The organism is Clostridium sp. 1001271st1 H5 (assembly GCF_005845215.1).
Lineage (GTDB): Bacteria > Bacillota > Clostridia > Lachnospirales > Lachnospiraceae > Enterocloster.
Window position 1 is genome coordinate 32,968 of sequence record NZ_SPHO01000025.1, and the last position, 20,257, is coordinate 53,224.

A 20,257-nucleotide genomic window follows, 5' to 3' on the forward strand; every position below is an offset into this window, starting at 1 on the left:
GGATACATATCATTTCAGAAATCAGACATAAGGAGAATAAAGCATGGAAATCACCAGCCAACTGACCGCCGAGGAAAAGAGGGCTATCATCCGGGACAACGGAGGGGACAAAGAACACCTTCTGGCTATCCTCTATGAACTGCAGAACGCCTCAGGCTACAACTACATTGATGAGGAAACCGCCGCACTGGTGGCAGAGGAAGTGGGTATGAATCCCACACGGGTATATGACATCATAACATTTTACGCCATGTTAAAGACAGAACCAAAGGCCAGGTTTGTGCTGAAGGTATGCAACAGCACCCCATGCCATTTCTCCCGCTCCGAAGAAATCGCACAGATTCTCAAGGAGGAACTGGGGGTGGGCATAGGCGAGACCACAGAGGACGGACTCTTTGCCTACCACTATATCCCCTGTGTGGGGGCCTGCGACATAGGACCTGTTATCAAGGTAAAGGACACGGTCTACGGAAATCTGGACCGTGAAAAAATCCGGCGGCTTCTGGATGACCTGAGGTCCGGAAAACGCAATCAATAATTGAGGGAGAACACTTACATGGAAATAAATGAATCCGTTTTATTAAGGCGCGTGGGCAGAATGAACCCTGTATCTGTTCCTGAGTTTGAAGCTCTGGGAGGATTTTCAGGCATACGCAAGGCTCTGGCCATGGAAAAAGAAGAAATCCTGGAGGAAATCAGCCGTTCCAATTTAAAGGGACGCGGCGGCGCAGGCTATCCTGCGGGCCGGAAATGGAAAAGTTTATACAGGATTGAGGGCGATACAAAGTACATTGTATGCAATGCAGACGAGGGAGAGCCGGGCACCTTCAAGGACAGGGTGCTGTTGGAGGAAACGCCCCTAAGCGTCATAGAGGGAATGCTCATTGCAGGATATGTGTTCGGCTCCAAACAAGGTTATATTTACATACGCGGAGAGTACCGGAGAATACAGAAGATTTTTGAGGAAGCCATACGGAATGCCGTGGATGCCGGGTATCTGGGAAAGGACATCATGGGGGTTCCGGGCTTTGACTACAGCATCACCGTTGTCTCAGGGGGCGGCGCATATGTGTGCGGCGAGAATTCCGCCATGCTCAACTCCATTGAAGGGAAAATAGGGCGCCCCAGAATCAAACCGCCTCATCTGGCCGAAGTAGGTCTGTACGGCAAACCCACCCTGGTCAACAACGTGGAGACTCTGTGCTGCGTCCCCGTCATCCTTGATGAGGGCAGTCAGAAGTTCCTCTCCTACGGCACGCCTGAAAGCGGCGGAACCAAGCTGGTATCCATAAGCGGCCATGCAAAAAACAGGGGCGTGTTTGAGGTGGGTCTTGGTATTTCCCTGGGCAGCCTGATTATGGACCAGGAGTACGGCGGCGGCACGTCAACCGGCAGAAAGCCCGGTTTCTTCCACATGGGCGGCCAGTCCGGCCCCATTGGATTCCCCGAACAGCTGGATACGCCCTATACCTATGAGGACCTGGCCCGGGAGGGGCTGGCCGTCGGTTCCGGCGCCATTGTGGTTCTGGACGACAGTGTCTGTATTGTGGAATATATACAAAAGGTCTTTGAATTCTTTGTCCATGAATCCTGCGGAAAGTGTACTCCCTGCCGTCTGGGGACCACCCGCATACTGGAACTGCTTACGGATTTCGTGGAAGGAAGGGCCAGGGAAGGGGATGTGGAGCGCCTGGAATACATGGCCAATCAGGTGTCCCAGCTTTCGGCCTGCGGTCTGGGCCAGTCTGTAAATGTAGCCCTGATGTCCGCCCTCCGCCACCGCAGAGGCGATTTTGAAGCGCATATAAACGGAGGCGCCTGCCCTGCGGGAGCCTGCGTATGTCATGAGAACGGGAGGAATGAAAAATGTCTCACCATGTAAATCCGGATACCAGGATACATATAGAAATCGACCATATACCATGCCAGGTCCCGCCTGAGACCACCATTCTTACAGCCGCGGCCGGACTGGGCATCCAGATTCCCACCCTGTGCTACATGAAGGAACTGGCTCCTGACGGTTCCTGCCGCATGTGTGTGGTGGAAGTGGACGGAGGACGGAAAAAGGGCCTTGTCACTGCATGCTCCGAGCACTGCACCGAGGGCATGGTTATTTCCACCCGTTCAGATAAAGTAATTGAAGCCAGGCGCTTTGTCCTGGACCTCCTTATGAGCAACCACAAGGAGCACTGCTTCTCCTGTCCGCAGAACGGTTCCTGCAAGCTTCAGGACTACTGCATGGAGTACGGCGTGGAATACACCAGCTATGACAGGGGAAAACGCGTAAATGCCCCAAAGGATACATCCAGTCCCTTTTTTGAATACAATCCGCAGCTGTGCATCATGTGCCGCCGGTGCGTACGGATATGCGAGGAGCTTCAGTGCAGGAACGTAATCAGCCTGAAGGACCGCAGCTTTGATACCATCATCACCACTGCCTACGGAAAGCCCTGGTCTGAAACCACCTGCGAATCCTGCGGCAACTGCGTCTCCCATTGTCCCACAGGGGCCCTGTCAGCCAAGGACCATAAGAAGTACCGCAGCTGGGAGGTCAGGAAGGTCAGGACCACCTGCCCCCACTGCGCCACCGGATGCCAGATGGACCTGCTTGTCAGGGACAACCGGATTGTGGGAGCAGAACCGGCCGACGGGCCTTCCAACCACAATCTGCTGTGCGTAAAGGGCAAATTCGGCTCATACAAGTTCGTTGGCTCCGGCGACCGTCTGACCCATCCCCTCATCCGCAGGAACGGACAGCTGGAGCAGGCTTCCTGGGACGAGGCCCTGGATTACATGGCAAAACGGTTCAGGGAGATTCAGAACAAATACGGCAATGACGCCATCGCTGGTTTCTCCTGTTCACGGGCTCCCAATGAGGACAATTTCGTGTTCCAGAAAATGATGCGTGCTGCTTTCCGAACCAACAACGTGGATAACTGCGCCCGTATCTGCCACTCAGCGTCTGTGACCGGTCTGGCCATGACCCTTGGCTCCGGCGCCATGACCAATCCCATTGCAGATATTACAGGGGATGTGGATGTGATTCTCCTTGTGGGCTCCAACCCCACCGAGGCCCATCCCGTGGTGGGCACCCAGATACGCCGCGCCGTCAGGCGGGGGACAAAGCTGATTGTGGTGGACCCCAGGAAGATTGACCTGACAAACGACGCAGCCCTGCACCTGCAGATTAAGCCGGGCACCAATGTGGCCTTTGCCAACGGCATGATGCACATTATTCTGAAAGAGGGCCTGGCTGACATGGATTTCATTTCATCCCGCACAGAGGGATTTGAAATCCTGGAACAGATTTTAGAAGATTATCCCCCTGAGAGAGTGGCCGAAATCTGCCACATCCGTCAGGAGGACCTGATACAGGCTGCACGGATGTATGCTGGCGCCGGAAAGGCTCCCATTATATACTGCCTGGGCGTGACAGAGCACTCCACGGGCACGGAGGGCGTCATGAGCCTTTCCAACCTGGCTATGATGACAGGCAAGCTGGGAAGGCCCGGATGCGGCATCAATCCCCTGCGGGGCCAGAACAATGTACAGGGCGCCTGCGACATGGGATGTCTGCCAACGGACTTCCCAGGCTACCAGAAGGTGGCGAATCCGGACGTTATCCACAAGTTCCAGATGGCCTGGAGCGTGGACTTAAATCCAAGGCCCGGCCTTACCTCCACCGAGGTCTTTCCTGCTGCCATTGACGGAAGAGTAAAGGGACTGTATATCTTCGGGGAGGACCCGGTCGTAACAGACCCGGATACAGGACATATTGAAAAGGCGCTGAAGAGCCTGGATTTCCTGGTGGTGCAGGAGCTTTTCATGACAGAGACAGCTGCCTACGCGGACGTGATTCTTCCGGGCGTCAGCTATGCTGAAAAGGAAGGCACCTTTACCAACACGGAGCGCCGCCTCCAGCGGGTCCGGAAAGCGGTTGAACCTGCGGGGCAGGCAAGGGATGACATACAGATATTCTGCGACGTCATGGGACGGATGGGATATCCCTGCCATTATGACGGCGCAGCCCAGGTCATGGACGAGATTGCGTACGTAACCCCGTCCTACGGCGGAATCAGCCACGCCAGGCTGGATGCAGGCGAAAGCCTTCAGTGGCCCTGCCCATCTAAGGACCATCCGGGCACTCCCATTCTTCATACAGGCAGATTCTCCAGGGGCCTTGGATATTTCTATCCCGCTGTGTACAAGGAATCCAGGGAGCTTCCGGATGAGGAGTATCCAATCCTCCTGACCACTGGACGTATGCTCTACCACTACAACACCCGGGCCATGACTAAGCGGACCGAGGGACTGAATGAAATCTGCAACGAATCCTATATCGAGGTCAATGAGGAGGACGCGGCTTCCCTTGGCATCCGTAACGGAGACAAGGTGCTTGTATCCTCCAGAAGAGGACAGATTTCCAGCACCGCCAGGGTGGGGCAGAAGGTACACCCAAAGGAGGCATTCATGACCTTCCACTTTGCGGACGGCAATGTGAACCGCATTACCAATGCCGCACTGGACGACCTGGCCCGGATTCCTGAATATAAAGCATGCGCCATCCGTATCAGGAAGGCGTAATGAGGTGCTGATAATGGAATTCACCAAACAGTATCCAATCATACGGTATGAGGACGGCAGGGAGGAGCCCTCCGCAGATGAAGTACTGGCGGAATGCGCCCTCAGCGTGCGCATCAACGGCCGCTTAGCGGAAGTCCTTCACTGTATTCCGGAATACCTGGAGGAGATGCTCTTAGGCAGGCTGTATACCTCAGGCGCCATCTCCTCCCCTGAGGATATAACGGATTTAAACATTCATCCGTCTCTCTGCCGGGCAGACATAAAAATCCGGGAAACGGACCGTACCATGGTCCGCCTCCCGGATTCACACATCTGTCCCAATGACATACTCATGCTTTCCCAGCGCCTTCTGGACGCCTCGGAGCTGTTCCGCAAAACCGGCAACGTCCACAGCGTAATGCTGTGCCGTGATTCCGAGGTTCTGTACCTGACAGAGGACCTGGACCGCGGCCGGGCATTTGAAAAGACAGTTGGCCGGGCCTTAAAAGACCATGTGGACTTTGCTGGCACCAGCGTGTATACCACCGGGCGGATTCCCCTCCCCATTGCGCAGAAGGCCATATGGGCCGGCATACCCGTCATTGTATCCCGCTCCGCCCCAACGGACCTGACCCTGGAGCTGGCCGCTGCCTACAACCTGACGGTCATCGGATTTGCCCGCAGAAACAGGATGAATATCTACCGTGCAGCCCGTAATGGCTCCTCTGCCCCATCCCCGGTCAGGCCAGATATGTAATCACAGGAATGGTAAGCACAGACAGGATGGAGGTCAGCGCAATGCTTTTGGCTGAAATCCTTCCATCCGTGGCCCCGTATTCCTTCTCAACCAGCATGACCACGCTGCCCACCGGCATTGCAATCAAAAGGATAAAGATTCCGTAGGAAACCTTGTCAATGGGCAGCATCCTCAGAAACGGGATGCAGACAGCAGGTATGACCAACAGGCTGATAAAGGCAAAGAGCAGCTGCTTCCTGTCGGTGACCAGGGACTTTAAGTCTGACTGGGCCACCATGATTCCCACGGTCATCATGGACAGGGGCACGGCTGCATTTCCCATGCTGTCCACAAAAACAGCCGCGGGTTCCGGCACCCGGATATGGAATGCAAATATAAGAATTGCCAGGATACAGGCGCCCATGCCGATATTTAGCATCTTCTTCCAGGGGAGCCCGGTCCGGTCCGTCCTGCTGTTTTGCGCCCCGTCTTTTCTTTTCTGTCCGTTTCCAGCCTTTCCTTGCGGCCTGTCTCCTCTATTTTTACTGTCATCCCTTGTCCCCATAGCCAGAAGAATACCATACGAATAAACCAGAAGATTATAACCAACAATATAAAAGGCCACGAATATCACAGCCTCTTCCCCATACAGGCTGCGCACCAGCGGGATTCCCATAAATCCCAGGTTGGGGAATATCATCATAAGGCGGTAGCTGTTTACCTCCCCGGGTTCAAGTCCCATAAGCTTTGTAAACAGCCGGCTCAGGAGAATGAGAACCAGGAAAAACACAGCCACCAAAACCAGGTTCTCTGCCACCATGTGAGGACTGTATGTGATTTTCTTATTCAGTACGCCGGATATAATCAGACATGGATTAAAGATATTGATGATAACGGAAGACAGACTCCTAGAGCCTTCCTGGGAGACGATGTGCGCCTTGAAGGCAATAAAACCAGCCAACATCATAAAAAACAAAACCAGCATCTGCCCGGCAATAATTCCTGCGTTCATTTCTATTACCTGCTTTTTTCTTGATTGTTCCATTGTAGCTGATTCCATTGCTATTTTCAATGATAACTCCAGAAAACAACCGCTGTTTATAATGACTGTTCCCCTGTCTGCCCCATAAATTAGGTTGAGCCGGCAGGAAAGGCCCTCTGCCAATCCCACCGGCTTATTATGTATGGTATCTATATGAAAAGCTCTGACTGCTTGTTTATGTCTCATAGTATACCGGCTATTTGTGTCATAAGTTTGACCGATTGCTAAATAGTTTCTAAAGAGGCTTAAGAAAATATAACAGAATCTTTTGATTTTCTTGTGTTGACATATAATACTATATGCTGTATAGTATAACTATATTATACATTGTATAATATGACGCGACTAATAATATTGTTTTCAGAACAGAGGTGTGCTTATGATATTTAACACTGGCTCCGCACTTTTAGACGCCATTGTACTGGCAGTTGTCTCAAAGGATGCGGAAGGGACTTATGGATATAAAATCACCCAGGATGTCCGGCTGGCCATTGATATCTCGGAATCCACCTTATATCCGGTGCTGAGACGCCTTCAGAAGGAGGATTGTCTGGAGGTGTACGACATGGCCATTGACGGCAGGAACCGCAGATATTACAGGCTAACGGAAAAAGGCAGGGTACAGCTGAATTTGTACCGGGGGGAATGGGCAACTTATTCACAGAAGATATCCCAGATATTTAAGGAGGCGAAGCTATGACCAGGGATGAGTTTATGAGGGAGCTTGCATATCTTCTGCAGGACATCCAGGATGAAGACAAGGACGATGCGGTCCAATACTATACCGATTATTTTGACGAGGCCGGTCCTGATAAGGAAGCAGAGGTCATACAGGAATTAGGAAGCCCTGAGCGGATTGCCGCCATCATTCGGACCGACATAGCAGGACACCTGGAGGACGGCGGCGAATTTACGGAACAGGGCTATCAGGACGAGCGGTTCCGGGACCCGGGCTATGCCATGGCAAAGCGTCTGGACCTGCCACAGGAGCAGGAGGGCGGCAGCCAGGGAAACGGTCAGGCGGATGGCCAGGATGACTTCAGACAGAGCCAGGGATTTAACCAGGGATCGGAGGACCGTTATACAGATGCCGGAAAACGGGCCTCCCAGACGTCTCCGCCCAGAACCAGCAAGGTGATAAAGCTCATATTATGGGCAGTCCTCATCATAGTGGCATTCCCCGTGTTCCTGGGGGTGGGCGGCGGCCTGCTGGGCCTGGCTGCGGGAGTCCTGGGCATTCTGACAGCTATACTGGTGGGGCTGGGAGTCACCACCTTTGCGGTACTCATGGGGGGAATCGTTATGCTTCCATATGGCGTGTTCCACATGTTTTCCCACCCCCTGGACGGACTCATGACATCCGGTACAGGACTAATCCTTCTGGGCGCCGGGGCCCTGTGCCTGGCCCTTTCCGTATTGTTCTACGGAAGGTTTGTCCCTTTTGTCATACGAAGTATCGTCAATGGGCTTAGCCGCCTGCTCCACCGAAGGAGGTAATGAAAATGAAGAGATTCATAAAAATATGCGCTGTCACCGGACTGATACTCCTGTTCCTTGGATTGGGCATCACCGCTGTCTCAGCTGCTATGGGAGGACGATTCACAAGCACCCTGCCGTCCCGGATGGCCTCCAGGGTCTGGCACAATCATATGCCATGGACGCTCCGCTGGGACAATGACCGTATGGATGACTGGGATGGCCTGTATAACTGGGATAATTGGGATGACTGGGGTGACGCGGATAACCGGGAAGATACGGATGTCACAGACCGGGACCATGACTCTTCACAAATGACCACGGTATCCGACCCCTCCTTTAAACAGGCCAGGAAACTGGATTTGGATGTAGATAAGGGCGTAATACGCATTGCTGAAAAGGAGGGCATTTCCCAAATCCAGGTCAATGTACAGGATATCTATGGCCGCACACGGTGCTACATGGACGAATCCACCTTAAAAATCAAGAGGGAGTCCGGGCGCAGCCGCGGCAACGATGCTCCCCGGATTGAGGTTCTGATTCCGGCCGGAAAAGAACTTGATAAACTGTCCCTGGATATGGGGGCAGCGGAATGCAGGGTCCTGGGCGTCACCCTCTCCAAACTGGAGATTGACACTGGCGTGGGAGCCGTTACATTTTCGGGCACTGTCAATGGGGATGTGGAAATTGAGACAGGAGTGGGAGATGTGACCCTGAACCTGACCGGCTCCCAGACCGGCTATAATTATCAGGTGGAATGCGGCGTGGGAACCATTGACGTGGGTGAGGAACACTACACCATGCTTTCCCATGAGACACACATAAACAACAAGGCTCCCTACACCATGGAACTGGAATGCGGCGTGGGAACCATTGATGTAAATTTTGACCAGACCCTATAGGGCCTGCCTGCAGAAAAGGAGATAACATTATGGATAAGAAATTATACCGTTCCAATATAAACAAAATGCTCTGCGGCGTATGCGGAGGCATAGGAGAGTACTTTAACATTGACCCTACCATCGTCCGCCTGATATGGGCCATATTTGCCTGCTCCGGCCCGGGAATCATAGCTTATTTCGTGGCGGCCATCATCATTCCCCTGGAGCCCAACTAAGGCCGGGACAACACCGGCCCCGGCCTAATCATCAGCCTTCTCCGGAAGCTGCAGCCATACAGACGCATAAAACATGCCGTCTTTTTGTTCAAACAGGGCCTCGCCTTTATACCGGTCCGCTATTTCCCGAATCGAGGCAGCGCCGATTCCCACCCCTTTCCGTTTTGAGGAAAGGGGTGTTTTGCTGTCAGCGTCAAAGGCCACGGTCCTTGTACAGGTATTGTCTGTGAGGAATACAAGGCTGTTTTTATTTTTCCTGCTGATGCGCAGGCGGATGGAGCATTTTGCATCCTTCTCCCGAAGGCAGGCCTCCACTGCATTTTCCAGCAGATTGCCCAGGATAACCGTCACCTCGGTATCCGATACAGGGCAGGGTTCCGGGTAGTCTGCCTGGGCTTCAAAGCGTATTTTATGCCTGCGGGCCAGGGAAGCATAGTAGCAGACCAGGGCATTGACCACCTGGTTGCGGCAATAGATTTCCTGGATATCCGGCGGCAGCTCTGTCTTGTAAATCTCAATGTACTCAGCCAGGCCGGACCTGTCATCCCGGTCTATATAGGACTGCACCACAGCCAGATGCTGACGCAGGTCATGGCGCGCCTTTTTCATGTCCTCCATGTGGGCCGACATGGTTTCATACTGCTTTTTCTGGGCCAGGAGGCTTCGGTCCGCATACTTTAACTCCTCCTCCAGCTGGGTCTTTCTGCGGGATATCTCCAACACCTTCAAAAAAACATAAGACACATAGCAGGTGCCAAGCAGCATCAGATACCTGGAAATCAGAAACTGCCAGGAAGCATATGCATATACATCCTGCACCGTACAGTAAAGCATGCCGAACAGGGTGGAAAACAAAGGGATTTTCCACATATACCGCCACATTCTCCGGTCGTCCATCTTCAGTGCCTCTTTTACCGTATGTTCCAGGAAATGAAGTATGAAAGGATAAGTGAGGAGCAGCAGTACCACCCTGGCTATATTATATATGAGATAAGGGTGGACCTCTGAAAAATCCCAAAAAAAGCGGCTCTCAATAAAATTGGCATTGCCAAACACAAAAAAGGACCAGGCCATCAGGAGCAGGTAGGTAAACATCAGTTTCTGGAACTGTTCCCTGATTAATAAAAATGAACACGTCAGATTAAACAGCATGAAGCTGTACCGCATCAGGGTAGTCCAACGGGCGGCAGCCTCATAGCCGCCCTGATTGATAAGGCAGAAGGCTGCGCTGTTCACACACGAAACAGCCGCCATCATCAGTACCACATACCTGTACCGGATTTTCAGCTTGTCCCTGTGGACCCAGTATCTGGGAAGGCCAAAGGGCATGAAATCCAAAAAGGGAAACAGCAGCGTCATAGCTGTATCCATCATAGTAAATCCTCCTCCCTTGCCCGCCGGAACATGTACTGTGAAAACCGGCTCCTGATTTCCTTATGGTCCCGCTTGCGAAACGGAACCCGTTGGCCGGTATCCATGAGGAACTCCATCTCCTCCATACGCCCAACACGGTCCATGTTAATGATAAGCCCCCTGTAACAAGGCAAAAACTGAGGATAAGCAGACAATACTGTCTCCAGAGACGCAAAGGGTACCCGGTATCTCAGGATACCCTGCCTCCCTGTATGTACCTGCACATAATGGCCGTCCCGGTCACACCAGAGAATATCCTTTAACAGTATCCTGTCATCCCCCAGGGCAATGAAACGGGCATTTAATATCTTTTCCACCCGCGCCAGCCTCATGGTCCTCTCAAATGCTTCATATGTAAAGGGTTTTATAAGATAACCGCAGGCCCTGACCCCATAGCTGTCCACTGCATGGTCATGGCTGGTGGTAACAAAAATCAGGGCAGCCGCCTCATCCCGTTTCCTTATCTCCCTGGCAGTGTCCATACCGGACATGCCATCCATGTACTGGTCAATGAAAATCAAATCATATACCTGGGGCCGGAAAGCGCCAACAAACCCGGTCCCGCTTTCAAACTCATCCAGTTCCGGTACTTCCCCTTCATAATTCTCACGGATATAGCGCATCAGATATTCTTTTATCTCCTGCCTGCACATCACTAAATCATCGATAATGGCAACCCGCATAAAATTCCCCCTTTGATAGGCAAGAAATACCTTCCTGACTTCATTTTACATAAAACAGACACTTATGGCAAATGCAAAATCAGGCCAAAAGCTGCAAAATCAGGCCAGCTTATTGAATGTACGGCTGAAAAACGGTATGTTTGAATCAGATGTTTAAATCCACTTAAGAAAGGGGGAGCACTGCATGAACATCATTATCTGTAACGACAACCTGCCGGAACGGACCCTAATGATAGATTACATCCTTAAATGGGCCTCGGCTAAATGCCTGGAAATGCAGATTGGAACCTGTAAAAACTGGGCGGAACTGGCTGCTGCCCTGGAAGGAAGGGAGTGGGACCTGGTTATTGTTGCCCTGGACGGCGTACGGGGCCTGGATACCGCAGCCAGTGCACAGCTGCTCTCCAGGCGGCTTATCTGGATTTCCGACCTGGATTTCGGGGTACAGGCATACCGTATGTGTGTCAGCTATTTCTTCATGAAGCCGGTCAGCTGCCAGAAAATGCAGCGGGCTCTGGAATGTGCCCTGGAAGTACAGAGCACACAGTAATATCTGGAGGGATGTTTAAATGAAACAGAGACAGCAGACAGATACTGTCAGGAAGACGCGCAGACAGCTGGAGCAGGAAAATTGTGCCCTCCAGTCCCTGGCGGAACTGGACGGACTGACCGGACTGTATAACCGTATCACCATGGAGCGCAGGGTAGATGACCACCTTCGCTGCAAACAGCCCGGAACCATGATTGTCCTGGACCTGGACCATTTCAAGCAGGTAAATGACCGTTACGGCCACATTGCCGGGGATATGCTGCTGTGCACCATTGCGAGCGTATTGAAAAAGATGTTTAACGGGCAAAATCTGGTGGGGCGCGTGGGTGGGGATGAATTCGTTATTTTTATACCCTCTATTCTGGAGGACGCCAGGACAGCCGGTGAATGCCTGCGGATTCAGGAACGGTTCCGCGAAGTGCGGCTGGGCGATTCCATCCTGATTAAACTGTCCATTACCATAGACAGTGCAGACAGCCTGACCTGCAGTAAATACCGGGATATGTTTGACTGTGCGGACCAGAAAATCATGGCGAAAAAACGTCTTCGCAACTTAAAGAACGGGACCGGCTATGCATCCCCTGCCAGGGAGCCGGCAGGCATACAGCCTGATATGAGCCTGATAGCCAGGGAGATGGAAGAGAAGGAAATCCCGCCAGGGGCCTACTGCCAGGATTACGAAACCTTTAAACAAATCTACCGTCTGGAGGAAAGGCGCCTCAGAAGGGATAAAAAAAGGGCTTTCATCATCCTGTTTACCCTGACAGACCGGAATAACGGTTTCCTCCCCCTGGATAAAAGAGATGCTGAGATGGATATGCTGGGGGAGGAAATCAAGCAGAGCCTGCGCATGGGAGATGTGTTCACCCGGTACAGCAGCTGCCAGTACCTGGTCATGGTGCTGGATGTGTCCCTGGAAAATGTGGATGTCATTGCAGAGCGCATATGCAGCTCCTACTACCGGGTACGCCAGGAAACGGCAGACAACCTGGTTCTGCACCGCAGCTATCCCTTAAAGCCCGCCCGCAGACGTCCCAGGGCCTGACGGCCCCGGCAGGACTTTATCCTGTCAATTGCGCACTGGAACAACAGCGGCAGCGCGATGGCCCATATAAGATACACCACACGGAACTGAGGCAGATTTTTGGGAAAATAGCAGTACCAGAGATCTGCCTTGTACTGTTCAAAACTGAATCCCACAAAGAGAGGCGTGTACTTTGCCATGGCCGCAAACAGGGTTTTCAGTACCATAAGGGCCATGATATGGTGCATCATCACTGCATATGTATGGCTTCCGAAATACCGGAGATACCGGCTGTCCTCAAAGGCCCGGGCCAGGATACGGCATACCCTGAGCCAGAATGCGATGCCCAGCCCGGCCGTGATGTAGGGCAGCAGGATTCCCGTAAAACCGTTGCAGAAGGCCACGGAGTAGATGAGAGGGCGGCCGGACATGGCCAGAACCAGCTGGACTGCCAGGATGATGCCAAAGTACAGGCAATGGTCCGCCCTGTCCCTTTGCTCCAGCTTCTCCCTGTACAGGGTGCCTGCACCGTAGCAGGGCAGCAGGAACATCATGCGCACCAGTGTAAGCCATCCGTCCTGGTACCGTCCGGAGCGCGCCAGAAGGATGCCTCCGGCCCCTATGGACAGATACAGAAGAAAGACTGCATATTCAGAATCCATTCCCTTTAAAAGGCGGCGCAGGAGCACATTGGCCATCTCCACCAGAAACAGGGCAGGCACAAACCAGGCAGCCAGGTTATATTCAAACTGGTGTCCTGTAATAAATGGCTCCGCCAACAGATTCCACAGGTTCAAATCCCCCCCAAAGGCAAAACCAGCCAGATGAAGTACCTGTGCAATCATGCCGTAAATCAGATTGTATACCATATACGGTCCCAGCAGCCGGACTATCTTTTTCCTGGTGTATGCCCCCAGCCGGTTTTCGCTTCCCTTTTTATAAAAATACCCGGAGATAAAGGCGAACAAGGGCATGTGAAAGGAGTAGTAGGGCACCAGTCCCCCTATATCCAGGTAACTGTTATTGAGATGGCCGTCCACCACAAAAACCATGCCCAGGGCCGACAGAATGCAGAACTGCATATTGAAGCCGTCATGGGACTGTACCCCGGGGCGCGCCTGGCCTGCGTTGCACCGTTTCTCCGCCCCGCCTGTCCCTTTTCCGTCAAATCGTCCTTCTGCCATGTCCGGCCTCCGTTTTATATATTTTTCTGAAATTAGACGGGGTCATGCCCATGACCGACTTAAACACCCTGTTAAAGTGAGTGATGTTGGAGAATCCGGTATCACGGCTGATTTCCGTTATATTCTTATCTGTTTCCATGAACATCCTCTGGGCATTCATCACCCGTGTGACGTTCACATACTGGATGATGGTGCTGTTGGTATACCGCTTGAACTCCCTGCACAGGTAGTAGGGACTTACATAGGACATCTGGGCCAGCTGGTCAATGGATATATCCTCCTGGTAATTTTTATGGATATAGCTGATTACATCTGTAATCCGGTTGCGCTTTTCCGGCTTAACCGGTGTCTGTATTTTCCTGGCAATGGTCAATAACGCCATGTTTAACAGGGTATGGATATAATCCTCATGGTAAGCCTGAGGTTCATCCTGTTCCTTAAGCAGGTCGTCCAGCATGCGGTGCACAACCTGCTTTTCCCGCTGGTCCGGCTTATATACCCCGGTTCCCTGCTCCAGCACCTTTAACAGCGGACGGGAATCCACTTCCTCCCTGGCGAAATACACCAGGAGCCGCTTAAAAGGCACATTTTCCTGGCCGTAGGAGTGGTGCATCACATAAGGGGAAAATATAAGAAATTCTCCCGGATGAATGCAGTAGAGCTGGTCCTGGATGATATGGAACCGTTCACCCTCCTCCAGATAGTACAGTTCAAAATAATCGTGATAGTGGGACTTTGACATATTGTCATTGACCCCCTGTATGCGTTCGCCGGCAATGCTCCTTCCCTGGGCCATCATGATTCCAGCCTGGTCAATCAATCTGTTTCCCCCTTTCTTTGGTACATATATCCAATTCCCATGTTTTTATAACCGTAAAATACACGGAAACATCATAGCGCTTCCAAATTAATACAGCAAGATATGTTTAATTTCAACCATAAAACTGCAAATATTGTCTAGTTTAGGCGGCCTTAATTCTATATGATAATAACATAAAACCGGTTGAAATAAAACAAGGAGGCAACAATTTATGAAGGTTTGTACGAATGCTTACACAGTCATTAAAAAGGATAATTACTTTTCAGTGACGACAAACAGTGTGGAAATCCGCATTCTTTTTCTGACTGATTCCATCCTGCGCATCAGGGCCGGGTTTGACGGCGATTTCGCAGAGGAATCCTACAGCCTTGTGATGACAGCATGGGAGGACCGGATGGACGATTTCCTGAAAGGCCGCAGAACACGGGTGGCTGCAGCGGATGCAGTCCTGTCGGACGGGGACAGGGAGGCAGTGATTGAGGGAAGCCTCTTAAAGGTAGTGGTGGAGAAGGACCCGCTGCGCATCTGCGTATACGACAAAGAAGGCACCCTGCTTCACGCGGACATCCCAGACCTGGCCTATATGGAGGACAGCAACCACCGCCGGATTCACACCAGCGAGATTTCACCGGAAGATTGCTTTTATGGTTTTGGAGAGAAGAGCGGTGATTTCAACAAAGCCCAGAAATTCATGGGCATGAGCCCCAAGGACGCCATGGGATACAACCCTAAGGAAACAGACTCTCTTTACAAGCACATCCCCTTTTACATAAAATTAAGCCGCAGCACCAGGAAAGCAGTGGGATATTTTTACCACAACACCTACGAGTGCGACTTTGACATGGGCCGTGAGAAGAGCAATTACTGGAAACCCCACAGCCGTTACCGTACAGACGGCGGCGACATTGACCTGTTCCTTATTGCAGGCCCCTCTGTGCGGCAGGTCGTGGAGCGCTATACGGACCTCACCGGCAAATCAGCCATGCTTCCCCGGTATGCCCTGGGCTATCTGGGTTCTTCCATGTACTACCCGGAGCTGGATGAGGACTGCGATGATGCCATCCTGGATTTCATCGACACCACAAAGGAGGAGAAGATACCGGTGGACGGTTTCCAGCTTTCCTCCGGCTACTGCACCGTGGAGACAGATAAGGGTATCAAGCGCTGTGTCTTTACCTGGAACAAAAAGCGGTTCAAGGACCCCAGGGAATTCTTTGCCCAGATGGATAAAAGAGGCGTGTCCGTATCCCCCAACGTAAAACCGGGCATCCTTCTCATCCATCCCAAACTGGACGAAATGAAGGCCAGGGGCATGTTCGTGAAGGCCAGTGACAGCGACGAGCCGGGCATCGGAACCTGGTGGGGCGGAAAAGGCGTGTTTGCAGACTTTACCAAACCTTCCACCCGGACCTACTGGAAGGAAATGCTCAGGGAAAATGTCCTGGAATACGGCACCAGTTCTGTGTGGAACGACAACTGCGAATATGACAGCCTGGTGGATAAGGACTGCCGCTGTGATTTTGAGGGCAAGGGCGGCACCATCGGACAGCTGAAATCCGTTATGTCCAATATCATGTGCCATATTACGGATGAAGCCATCCATGAAACCTTTCCCAATACCCGTCCCTACATTGTGTGCCGCTCCGGCCACTGCGGCATACAGCGCTATGCCCAGACCTGGGCAGGGGATAACCTGACCTGCTGGGACTCCTTAAAATATAACATTGCAACCATCCTGGGCATGAGCCTCTCCGGCGTGGCCAACCAGGGCTGCGACATCGGCGGATTTTACGGCCCCTCACCGGAAGCAGAGCTTATGGTCCGCTGGATTCAGAACGGCATATTCCAGCCCCGTTTCTCCATCCACTCCACCAACACCGACAACACAGTGACTGAGCCCTGGATGTACGGTGACTGCACGGGCTATATCCGGGAAGCCATCGGCCTCCGCTACCAGTTAAGTCCTTACCTCTACTCACTGATGGAACGGGCCCATGAGACAGGACTTCCCATCATGGAACCCATGTGCAGCGCATTCCAGAATGATGTTAGGTGCTACGAGGAGGGCGTGGACTTCATGTTCGGCGATTCCCTGCTGGTAGCCAATGTGGTGGAAAAAGGCGCCTCCGCCAGGAAGGTATACCTGCCTGAAGGCGAAACCTTCTATGATTTCTACACAAGGACTGCCTATGAGGGCGGCGCCGTCATCGAGCTTCCCGTGGACCTGGGGTCTATCCCCCTGCTGGTGAGAAGCGGCGCCATCATTCCCATGGCGGAAGACAAGCTTGATAACCTGAAAACGCAGCAGACAGAGCACCTCAGGATTCTGTGTGCAGCTGACCGGGACAGCCGGTTTGCCCTCTATGAGGATGACGGCATTTCCATGGACTATGAGAATGGAAGTTATCTGAAGACAGACATAACCATGACAGCCGGGGAACGCACTACCCTGGATTTCCACCAGGAAGGCCATTATGAGACAGCTGTAAAGACACTGTATCTGGACATGATTCACCGTGAAAAGGCTCCCTACTGGGTCAAGGCGGACGGAGAAACCATTCCTCATTTCCTCCACCGGAGAAAATTCGAGGAGGCGGACTGCGGATGGTATTACAGCCAGAGGCTTAAATCCGTTCAGATTAAGTACCCTAATCCTAAGAAGGATTATCAGGTGATTGTATCCTTTGAGCAATTCGACCTGATTGGTATGTAAAAAGCGAGCATATGCTTCCCCTCCCGCTTACAGAGGGGAAGCTGCTACCATAGAAAGGGGATATTGAAAATGAAAAAATTTGCAGCAGCAATGGCAGTGGCTATGAGTCTGGCTGTGCTGGGGCTCACCGGATGCGCCCAGGGCGGCGCCAAGACCAGCGCAGAAGCTACCGCAGAAAACCCAATGGTGCTTACTCTGGCCCACGGCCTCAGCGAGACCCATACCGTACACATTGCAATGACAGAATTTGCAGACAAGGTGGAGGAACGGACAAACGGAAGAATCCAGGTCCGCATCCTTCCAAACGGACAGCTGGGTTCTGAAAATGAGAACATGGAGCAGCTGATGGCCGGTGTTATTTCCATGACCAAGGTGTCCGCACCCGGCCTTGCCACCTACAATGAATCCTATCACGCCTTTGGCCTTCCCTATATCTTCGATGACACGGAAGACTTTTACCATGTAATGGATTCCAGCCAGATGCAGGATTTCTTTCTTTCCTCCTCGGATGACGGATTCGTGACCCTGACCTACTATACATCCGGCGCCCGTTCATTTTACACCAAGAACAAGGCCATCCGCACTCCTGCCGACTTAAAGGGATTAAAAATCCGCGTGCAGGACATGAAATCCCAGACCGATATGATGAAGGCTCTGGGCGGCATTCCGGTGGCCATGTCCTACGGCGATGTATACACCTCCCTCCAGACCGGCATCATCGACGGCACTGAGAACAACGAGACAGCCCTCACCACGGGCAAGCACGGTGAAATCTGCAAGGTATACTCCACGGACCAGCATGCCATGATTCCGGATGTAATGGTCATGAGCGCCAAGGTATGGAAAACCATCAGCCCGGAGGACCAGCAAATCATCCTGGAAGCAGCCCACGAATCCACGGAAAGCCACAAAATTGCCTGGGACGCCGCCATTGATGAGGCCATCCAGGAAGCATCCGCCCAGATGGGCGTGGAATTCGTGAATGATGTTGACAAGGATGCGTTCCGCCAGGCCACAAGCGGCATGATTGACCAGTACTGCGCACAGTATCCGGGTGTGAAGAAGCTGCTTGACATCATTGATTCGGTAGAATAAAGGGGAGGTAATCACATGAATGAACTATTATCTGTCATCAAGAAGTGGATGACCCGTCTTCTGGCCGGCATTGCCACTGTGCTGCTGTCCGTCATGACCCTTCTGGTCCTGTACCAGGTATTTACACGCTACGTGCTTAACAGCCCCGCCGCCTTTACCGAGGAGCTGGTGCGCTACTTTCTGATTTGGACCGGTTTCATCGGAGCTGCCTATGCCTTCATCACCAGGGAGCACATGTGCCTGGTGCTGGTGCGCGACAGCTTAAGCCCGGCAGGCCGCCGGATTCTGATGACAGCCATCGATGTGCTGATTCTGCTCTTTGCCATCTTTGTCATCACCATAGGCGGGTTCAAGCTGGCATTAAGCGCCCAGAAGGTATTCTCAGCGCTGCTTGGGATTCCCAGAAGCCTGGTATATGCCATGGCGCCAATCTCCGGGCTGTTCATCATCCTGGCACAGATTATCAATATCTATGAGGATGTAACCGGAATCACCATTGAAGGAGGGAATGAGTAATGAGTATCGGACTTACAACAGTTATCCTGTTTGCGGTATTTGGCATCCTGCTGTTCCTCAGCTGCCCAATCTCCGTCAGCATTGTAATCGCTTCCATCGTAACCGCCATCTCCAGTCTGTCCTGGGACCAGATTACCTTCATCACCATGCAGAAGATGAACAGCGGCGTGGAAAGCTTTTCCCTGCTTGCCATCCCCCTCTTCATCCTGGCAGGCAATATCATGAATAACGGCGGTATCGCCAGACGCCTTGTAAACTTTGCAAAGCTGTTCGTGGGCTGGATTCCAGGCTCCCTGGCCCAGGCCAACATCGTGGGCAACATGCTCTTTGGAGCGCTGTCCGGTTCCTCGGTGGCAGCTGCATCCGCCATGGGCGGCTGTATCTACCCCATCCAGAAGGATGAGGGCTATGACCCGGCCTTTGCAACAGCGGTCAACATTGCCTCTGCTCCCACCGGACTGCTGATTCCCCCCACCAGCGCCTTTATCGTGTACTCCACGGTAGCGGGAGGCGTATCTATCTCCACCCTGTTCATGGCCGGATATATTCCCGGTATCCTCATGGGCGTCGGCTCCATGGTAGTGGCCTTTATTTATGCGAAAAAGCATAAATATCCGGTATCCGGCCGCACGCCCATGAAGGAAGCAGTTAAAGTGACCCTGGAAGCCATCCCCAGCCTGCTGCTCATCATCATTGTTATCGGCGGTATCGTGGGCGGCATCTTCACTGCCACTGAGGGAGCAGGCATCTGTGTGCTATACTGCCTGATTCTTTCCATCTGCTATAGGAGCCTTACCATGAAGTCATTCATGAAGATTCTGGTAAGCAGCGCATGCACCAGCGGCATCATCCTGTTCCTGATTTCCGCCTCCTCCGCCATGTCCTTTGTCATGGCATACTCAGGAATTCCGGCAGCCATCAGCCAGGGCATCATGTCCATCTCCACCAACAAATACGTGATACTGCTGCTGATGAACATAATCCTCATGGTTGTGGGCATGTTCATGGACATCACGCCCGCCATCCTGATTTTCACGCCTATCTTCCTTCCTATCGCCCAGAGTTTGGGAATGAGCGATATTCAGTTCGGCGTCATGCTAATCTTCAACATGTGCCTCGGCAACATCACGCCGCCTGTTGGTTCCGTACTGTTTGTGGGCTGCGGTATCAGCAAAATCAGTATTGAACAGGTGACCAGAACACTGCTTCCCTACTTTGCAGTACTGTTCCTGCTCTTAATGGCCGTTACCTATATACCTGCCTTGTCACTGGGTATTCCCAGCCTCATGGGATTGATTTAGTGGTATTATGAGATAAGCCTTTGT

The 20,257-nt window shown here is 52.3% G+C and carries 19 protein-coding genes; 14 read left to right on the top strand and 5 right to left on the bottom strand.

The annotated features are described in order from the left end of the window. The first annotated feature begins 43 nt into the window (after positions 1 to 43). From FGS84_RS26120 to FGS84_RS26135, 4 genes are read left to right on the top strand one after another with little or no spacing between them, the layout of a single operon-like run. Entirely contained in the window at positions 44 to 538 is a 495-nt protein-coding gene (locus FGS84_RS26120) for an NAD(P)H-dependent oxidoreductase subunit E (RefSeq protein ID WP_138311164.1), read from the top strand. 18 nt (positions 539 to 556) lie between these two features. After that, positions 557 to 1,882: an NADH-ubiquinone oxidoreductase-F iron-sulfur binding region domain-containing protein gene (locus FGS84_RS26125; protein ID WP_138311165.1), complete on the top strand. Its 1,326-nt coding sequence runs from the start codon at positions 557 to 559 to the stop codon at positions 1,880 to 1,882. Beyond that, positions 1,867 to 4,584 (top strand): formate dehydrogenase subunit alpha, encoded by a 2,718-nt coding sequence (gene fdhF / locus FGS84_RS26130; RefSeq protein WP_138311166.1) that lies wholly within the window; start codon positions 1,867 to 1,869, stop codon positions 4,582 to 4,584. The genes FGS84_RS26125 and fdhF overlap by 16 nt, the downstream gene beginning before the upstream one ends. Positions 4,585 to 4,597: 13 nt before the next feature. Next, positions 4,598 to 5,320, top strand: a complete 723-nt coding sequence (locus FGS84_RS26135) for a formate dehydrogenase accessory sulfurtransferase FdhD (protein WP_207740009.1) — start codon at positions 4,598 to 4,600, stop codon at positions 5,318 to 5,320. On the opposite strand, the gene FGS84_RS26140 is transcribed toward FGS84_RS26135, so the two are convergent. Beyond that, a complete protein-coding gene (locus tag FGS84_RS26140) occupies positions 5,304 to 6,527 on the bottom strand; it encodes an AEC family transporter (RefSeq protein WP_243130087.1) in 1,224 nt (407 codons plus the stop codon). The two genes, FGS84_RS26135 and FGS84_RS26140, sit on opposite strands and share 17 nt — an antisense overlap. A gap of 193 nt (positions 6,528 to 6,720) precedes the next feature. Between FGS84_RS26140 and FGS84_RS26145 the strand changes: the two genes are divergently transcribed. Genes FGS84_RS26145 through FGS84_RS26160 form a run of 4 tightly spaced genes read left to right on the top strand, consistent with a single transcriptional unit; the run spans position 6,721 to position 8,934 of the window. Continuing rightward, a complete protein-coding gene (locus tag FGS84_RS26145; RefSeq protein ID WP_138311167.1) occupies positions 6,721 to 7,041 on the top strand; it encodes a PadR family transcriptional regulator in 321 nt (106 codons plus the stop codon). Further along, positions 7,038 to 7,838, top strand: coding sequence for a DUF1700 domain-containing protein (locus tag FGS84_RS26150; RefSeq protein ID WP_138311168.1), 801 nt, complete (start codon positions 7,038 to 7,040; stop codon positions 7,836 to 7,838). Before FGS84_RS26145 ends, FGS84_RS26150 begins: the two co-directional genes overlap by 4 nt. A 5-nt stretch (positions 7,839 to 7,843) precedes the next feature. Further along, a complete protein-coding gene (locus FGS84_RS26155; protein ID WP_138311169.1) occupies positions 7,844 to 8,719 on the top strand; it encodes a hypothetical protein in 876 nt (291 codons plus the stop codon). A gap of 29 nt (positions 8,720 to 8,748) precedes the next feature. Next, a complete protein-coding gene (locus FGS84_RS26160) occupies positions 8,749 to 8,934 on the top strand; it encodes a PspC domain-containing protein (protein ID WP_138311170.1) in 186 nt (61 codons plus the stop codon). A 24-nt stretch (positions 8,935 to 8,958) separates the two neighbouring features. Here FGS84_RS26160 and FGS84_RS26165 read toward each other — a convergent pair whose 3' ends face one another. Together FGS84_RS26165 and FGS84_RS26170 are read right to left on the bottom strand one after the other, a co-directional pair. Beyond that, positions 8,959 to 10,308, bottom strand: a complete 1,350-nt coding sequence (locus tag FGS84_RS26165; protein ID WP_138311171.1) for a sensor histidine kinase — start codon at positions 10,306 to 10,308, stop codon at positions 8,959 to 8,961. Beyond that, positions 10,305 to 11,030, bottom strand: coding sequence for a LytTR family DNA-binding domain-containing protein (locus tag FGS84_RS26170; protein ID WP_138311172.1), 726 nt, complete (start codon positions 11,028 to 11,030; stop codon positions 10,305 to 10,307). Before FGS84_RS26170 ends, FGS84_RS26165 begins: the two co-directional genes overlap by 4 nt. Before the next feature lie 184 nt (positions 11,031 to 11,214). On the opposite strand from FGS84_RS26170, the gene FGS84_RS26175 reads away from it, so the two are divergent. Next, the gene (locus FGS84_RS26175; protein ID WP_138311173.1) at positions 11,215 to 11,580 is read left to right on the top strand and encodes a hypothetical protein; all 366 of its coding nucleotides are present in this window, start codon (positions 11,215 to 11,217) and stop codon (positions 11,578 to 11,580) included. A gap of 19 nt (positions 11,581 to 11,599) precedes the next feature. Beyond that, entirely contained in the window at positions 11,600 to 12,625 is a 1,026-nt protein-coding gene (locus FGS84_RS26180; protein WP_138311174.1) for a GGDEF domain-containing protein, read from the top strand. Here FGS84_RS26180 and FGS84_RS26185 read toward each other — a convergent pair. Then, positions 12,586 to 13,788 (bottom strand): acyltransferase, encoded by a 1,203-nt coding sequence (locus FGS84_RS26185; RefSeq protein ID WP_138311175.1) that lies wholly within the window; start codon positions 13,786 to 13,788, stop codon positions 12,586 to 12,588. The two genes, FGS84_RS26180 and FGS84_RS26185, sit on opposite strands and share 40 nt — an antisense overlap. Further along, positions 13,769 to 14,608, bottom strand: a complete 840-nt coding sequence (locus FGS84_RS26190) for an AraC family transcriptional regulator (protein WP_138311176.1) — start codon at positions 14,606 to 14,608, stop codon at positions 13,769 to 13,771. The genes FGS84_RS26185 and FGS84_RS26190 overlap by 20 nt, the downstream gene beginning before the upstream one ends. Positions 14,609 to 14,819: 211 nt before the next feature. Here FGS84_RS26190 and FGS84_RS26195 point away from each other — a divergent pair, with 211 nt between their 5' ends. From FGS84_RS26195 to FGS84_RS26210, 4 genes are all read left to right on the top strand, one after another. Next, positions 14,820 to 17,321 (top strand): TIM-barrel domain-containing protein, encoded by a 2,502-nt coding sequence (locus tag FGS84_RS26195; RefSeq protein ID WP_138311177.1) that lies wholly within the window; start codon positions 14,820 to 14,822, stop codon positions 17,319 to 17,321. A gap of 69 nt (positions 17,322 to 17,390) precedes the next feature. Further along, the gene (locus tag FGS84_RS26200; protein WP_138311178.1) at positions 17,391 to 18,416 is read left to right on the top strand and encodes a TRAP transporter substrate-binding protein; all 1,026 of its coding nucleotides are present in this window, start codon (positions 17,391 to 17,393) and stop codon (positions 18,414 to 18,416) included. Positions 18,417 to 18,431: 15 nt separating this feature from the next. After that, complete coding sequence (locus FGS84_RS26205; protein ID WP_138311179.1) at positions 18,432 to 18,932, top strand: TRAP transporter small permease; 501 nt, start codon at positions 18,432 to 18,434, stop codon at positions 18,930 to 18,932. Further along, positions 18,932 to 20,233, top strand: a complete 1,302-nt coding sequence (locus tag FGS84_RS26210; protein ID WP_138311180.1) for a TRAP transporter large permease — start codon at positions 18,932 to 18,934, stop codon at positions 20,231 to 20,233. Before FGS84_RS26205 ends, FGS84_RS26210 begins: the two co-directional genes overlap by 1 nt. The last annotated feature ends 24 nt before the right edge of the window (positions 20,234 to 20,257 follow it).

Coding starts and splice junctions, on each gene's coding strand:
- FGS84_RS26125 (WP_138311165.1), top strand. CDS start 557: ATGGAAATAAATGAATCCGTTTTATTAAGGCGCGTGGGCAGAATGAAC.
- FGS84_RS26180 (WP_138311174.1), top strand. CDS start 11,600: ATGAAACAGAGACAGCAGACAGATACTGTCAGGAAGACGCGCAGACAG.
- FGS84_RS26145 (WP_138311167.1), top strand. CDS start 6,721: ATGATATTTAACACTGGCTCCGCACTTTTAGACGCCATTGTACTGGCA.
- FGS84_RS26175 (WP_138311173.1), top strand. CDS start 11,215: ATGAACATCATTATCTGTAACGACAACCTGCCGGAACGGACCCTAATG.
- FGS84_RS26140 (WP_243130087.1), bottom strand. CDS start 6,527: ATGAGACATAAACAAGCAGTCAGAGCTTTTCATATAGATACCATACAT.
- FGS84_RS26155 (WP_138311169.1), top strand. CDS start 7,844: ATGAAGAGATTCATAAAAATATGCGCTGTCACCGGACTGATACTCCTG.
- FGS84_RS26135 (WP_207740009.1), top strand. CDS start 4,598: ATGGAATTCACCAAACAGTATCCAATCATACGGTATGAGGACGGCAGG.
- FGS84_RS26210 (WP_138311180.1), top strand. CDS start 18,932: ATGAGTATCGGACTTACAACAGTTATCCTGTTTGCGGTATTTGGCATC.
- FGS84_RS26165 (WP_138311171.1), bottom strand. CDS start 10,308: ATGATGGATACAGCTATGACGCTGCTGTTTCCCTTTTTGGATTTCATG.
- FGS84_RS26195 (WP_138311177.1), top strand. CDS start 14,820: ATGAAGGTTTGTACGAATGCTTACACAGTCATTAAAAAGGATAATTAC.
- FGS84_RS26160 (WP_138311170.1), top strand. CDS start 8,749: ATGGATAAGAAATTATACCGTTCCAATATAAACAAAATGCTCTGCGGC.
- FGS84_RS26170 (WP_138311172.1), bottom strand. CDS start 11,030: ATGCGGGTTGCCATTATCGATGATTTAGTGATGTGCAGGCAGGAGATA.
- FGS84_RS26205 (WP_138311179.1), top strand. CDS start 18,432: ATGAATGAACTATTATCTGTCATCAAGAAGTGGATGACCCGTCTTCTG.
- FGS84_RS26185 (WP_138311175.1), bottom strand. CDS start 13,788: ATGGCAGAAGGACGATTTGACGGAAAAGGGACAGGCGGGGCGGAGAAA.
- FGS84_RS26150 (WP_138311168.1), top strand. CDS start 7,038: ATGACCAGGGATGAGTTTATGAGGGAGCTTGCATATCTTCTGCAGGAC.
- FGS84_RS26200 (WP_138311178.1), top strand. CDS start 17,391: ATGAAAAAATTTGCAGCAGCAATGGCAGTGGCTATGAGTCTGGCTGTG.
- fdhF (WP_138311166.1), top strand. CDS start 1,867: ATGTCTCACCATGTAAATCCGGATACCAGGATACATATAGAAATCGAC.
- FGS84_RS26120 (WP_138311164.1), top strand. CDS start 44: ATGGAAATCACCAGCCAACTGACCGCCGAGGAAAAGAGGGCTATCATC.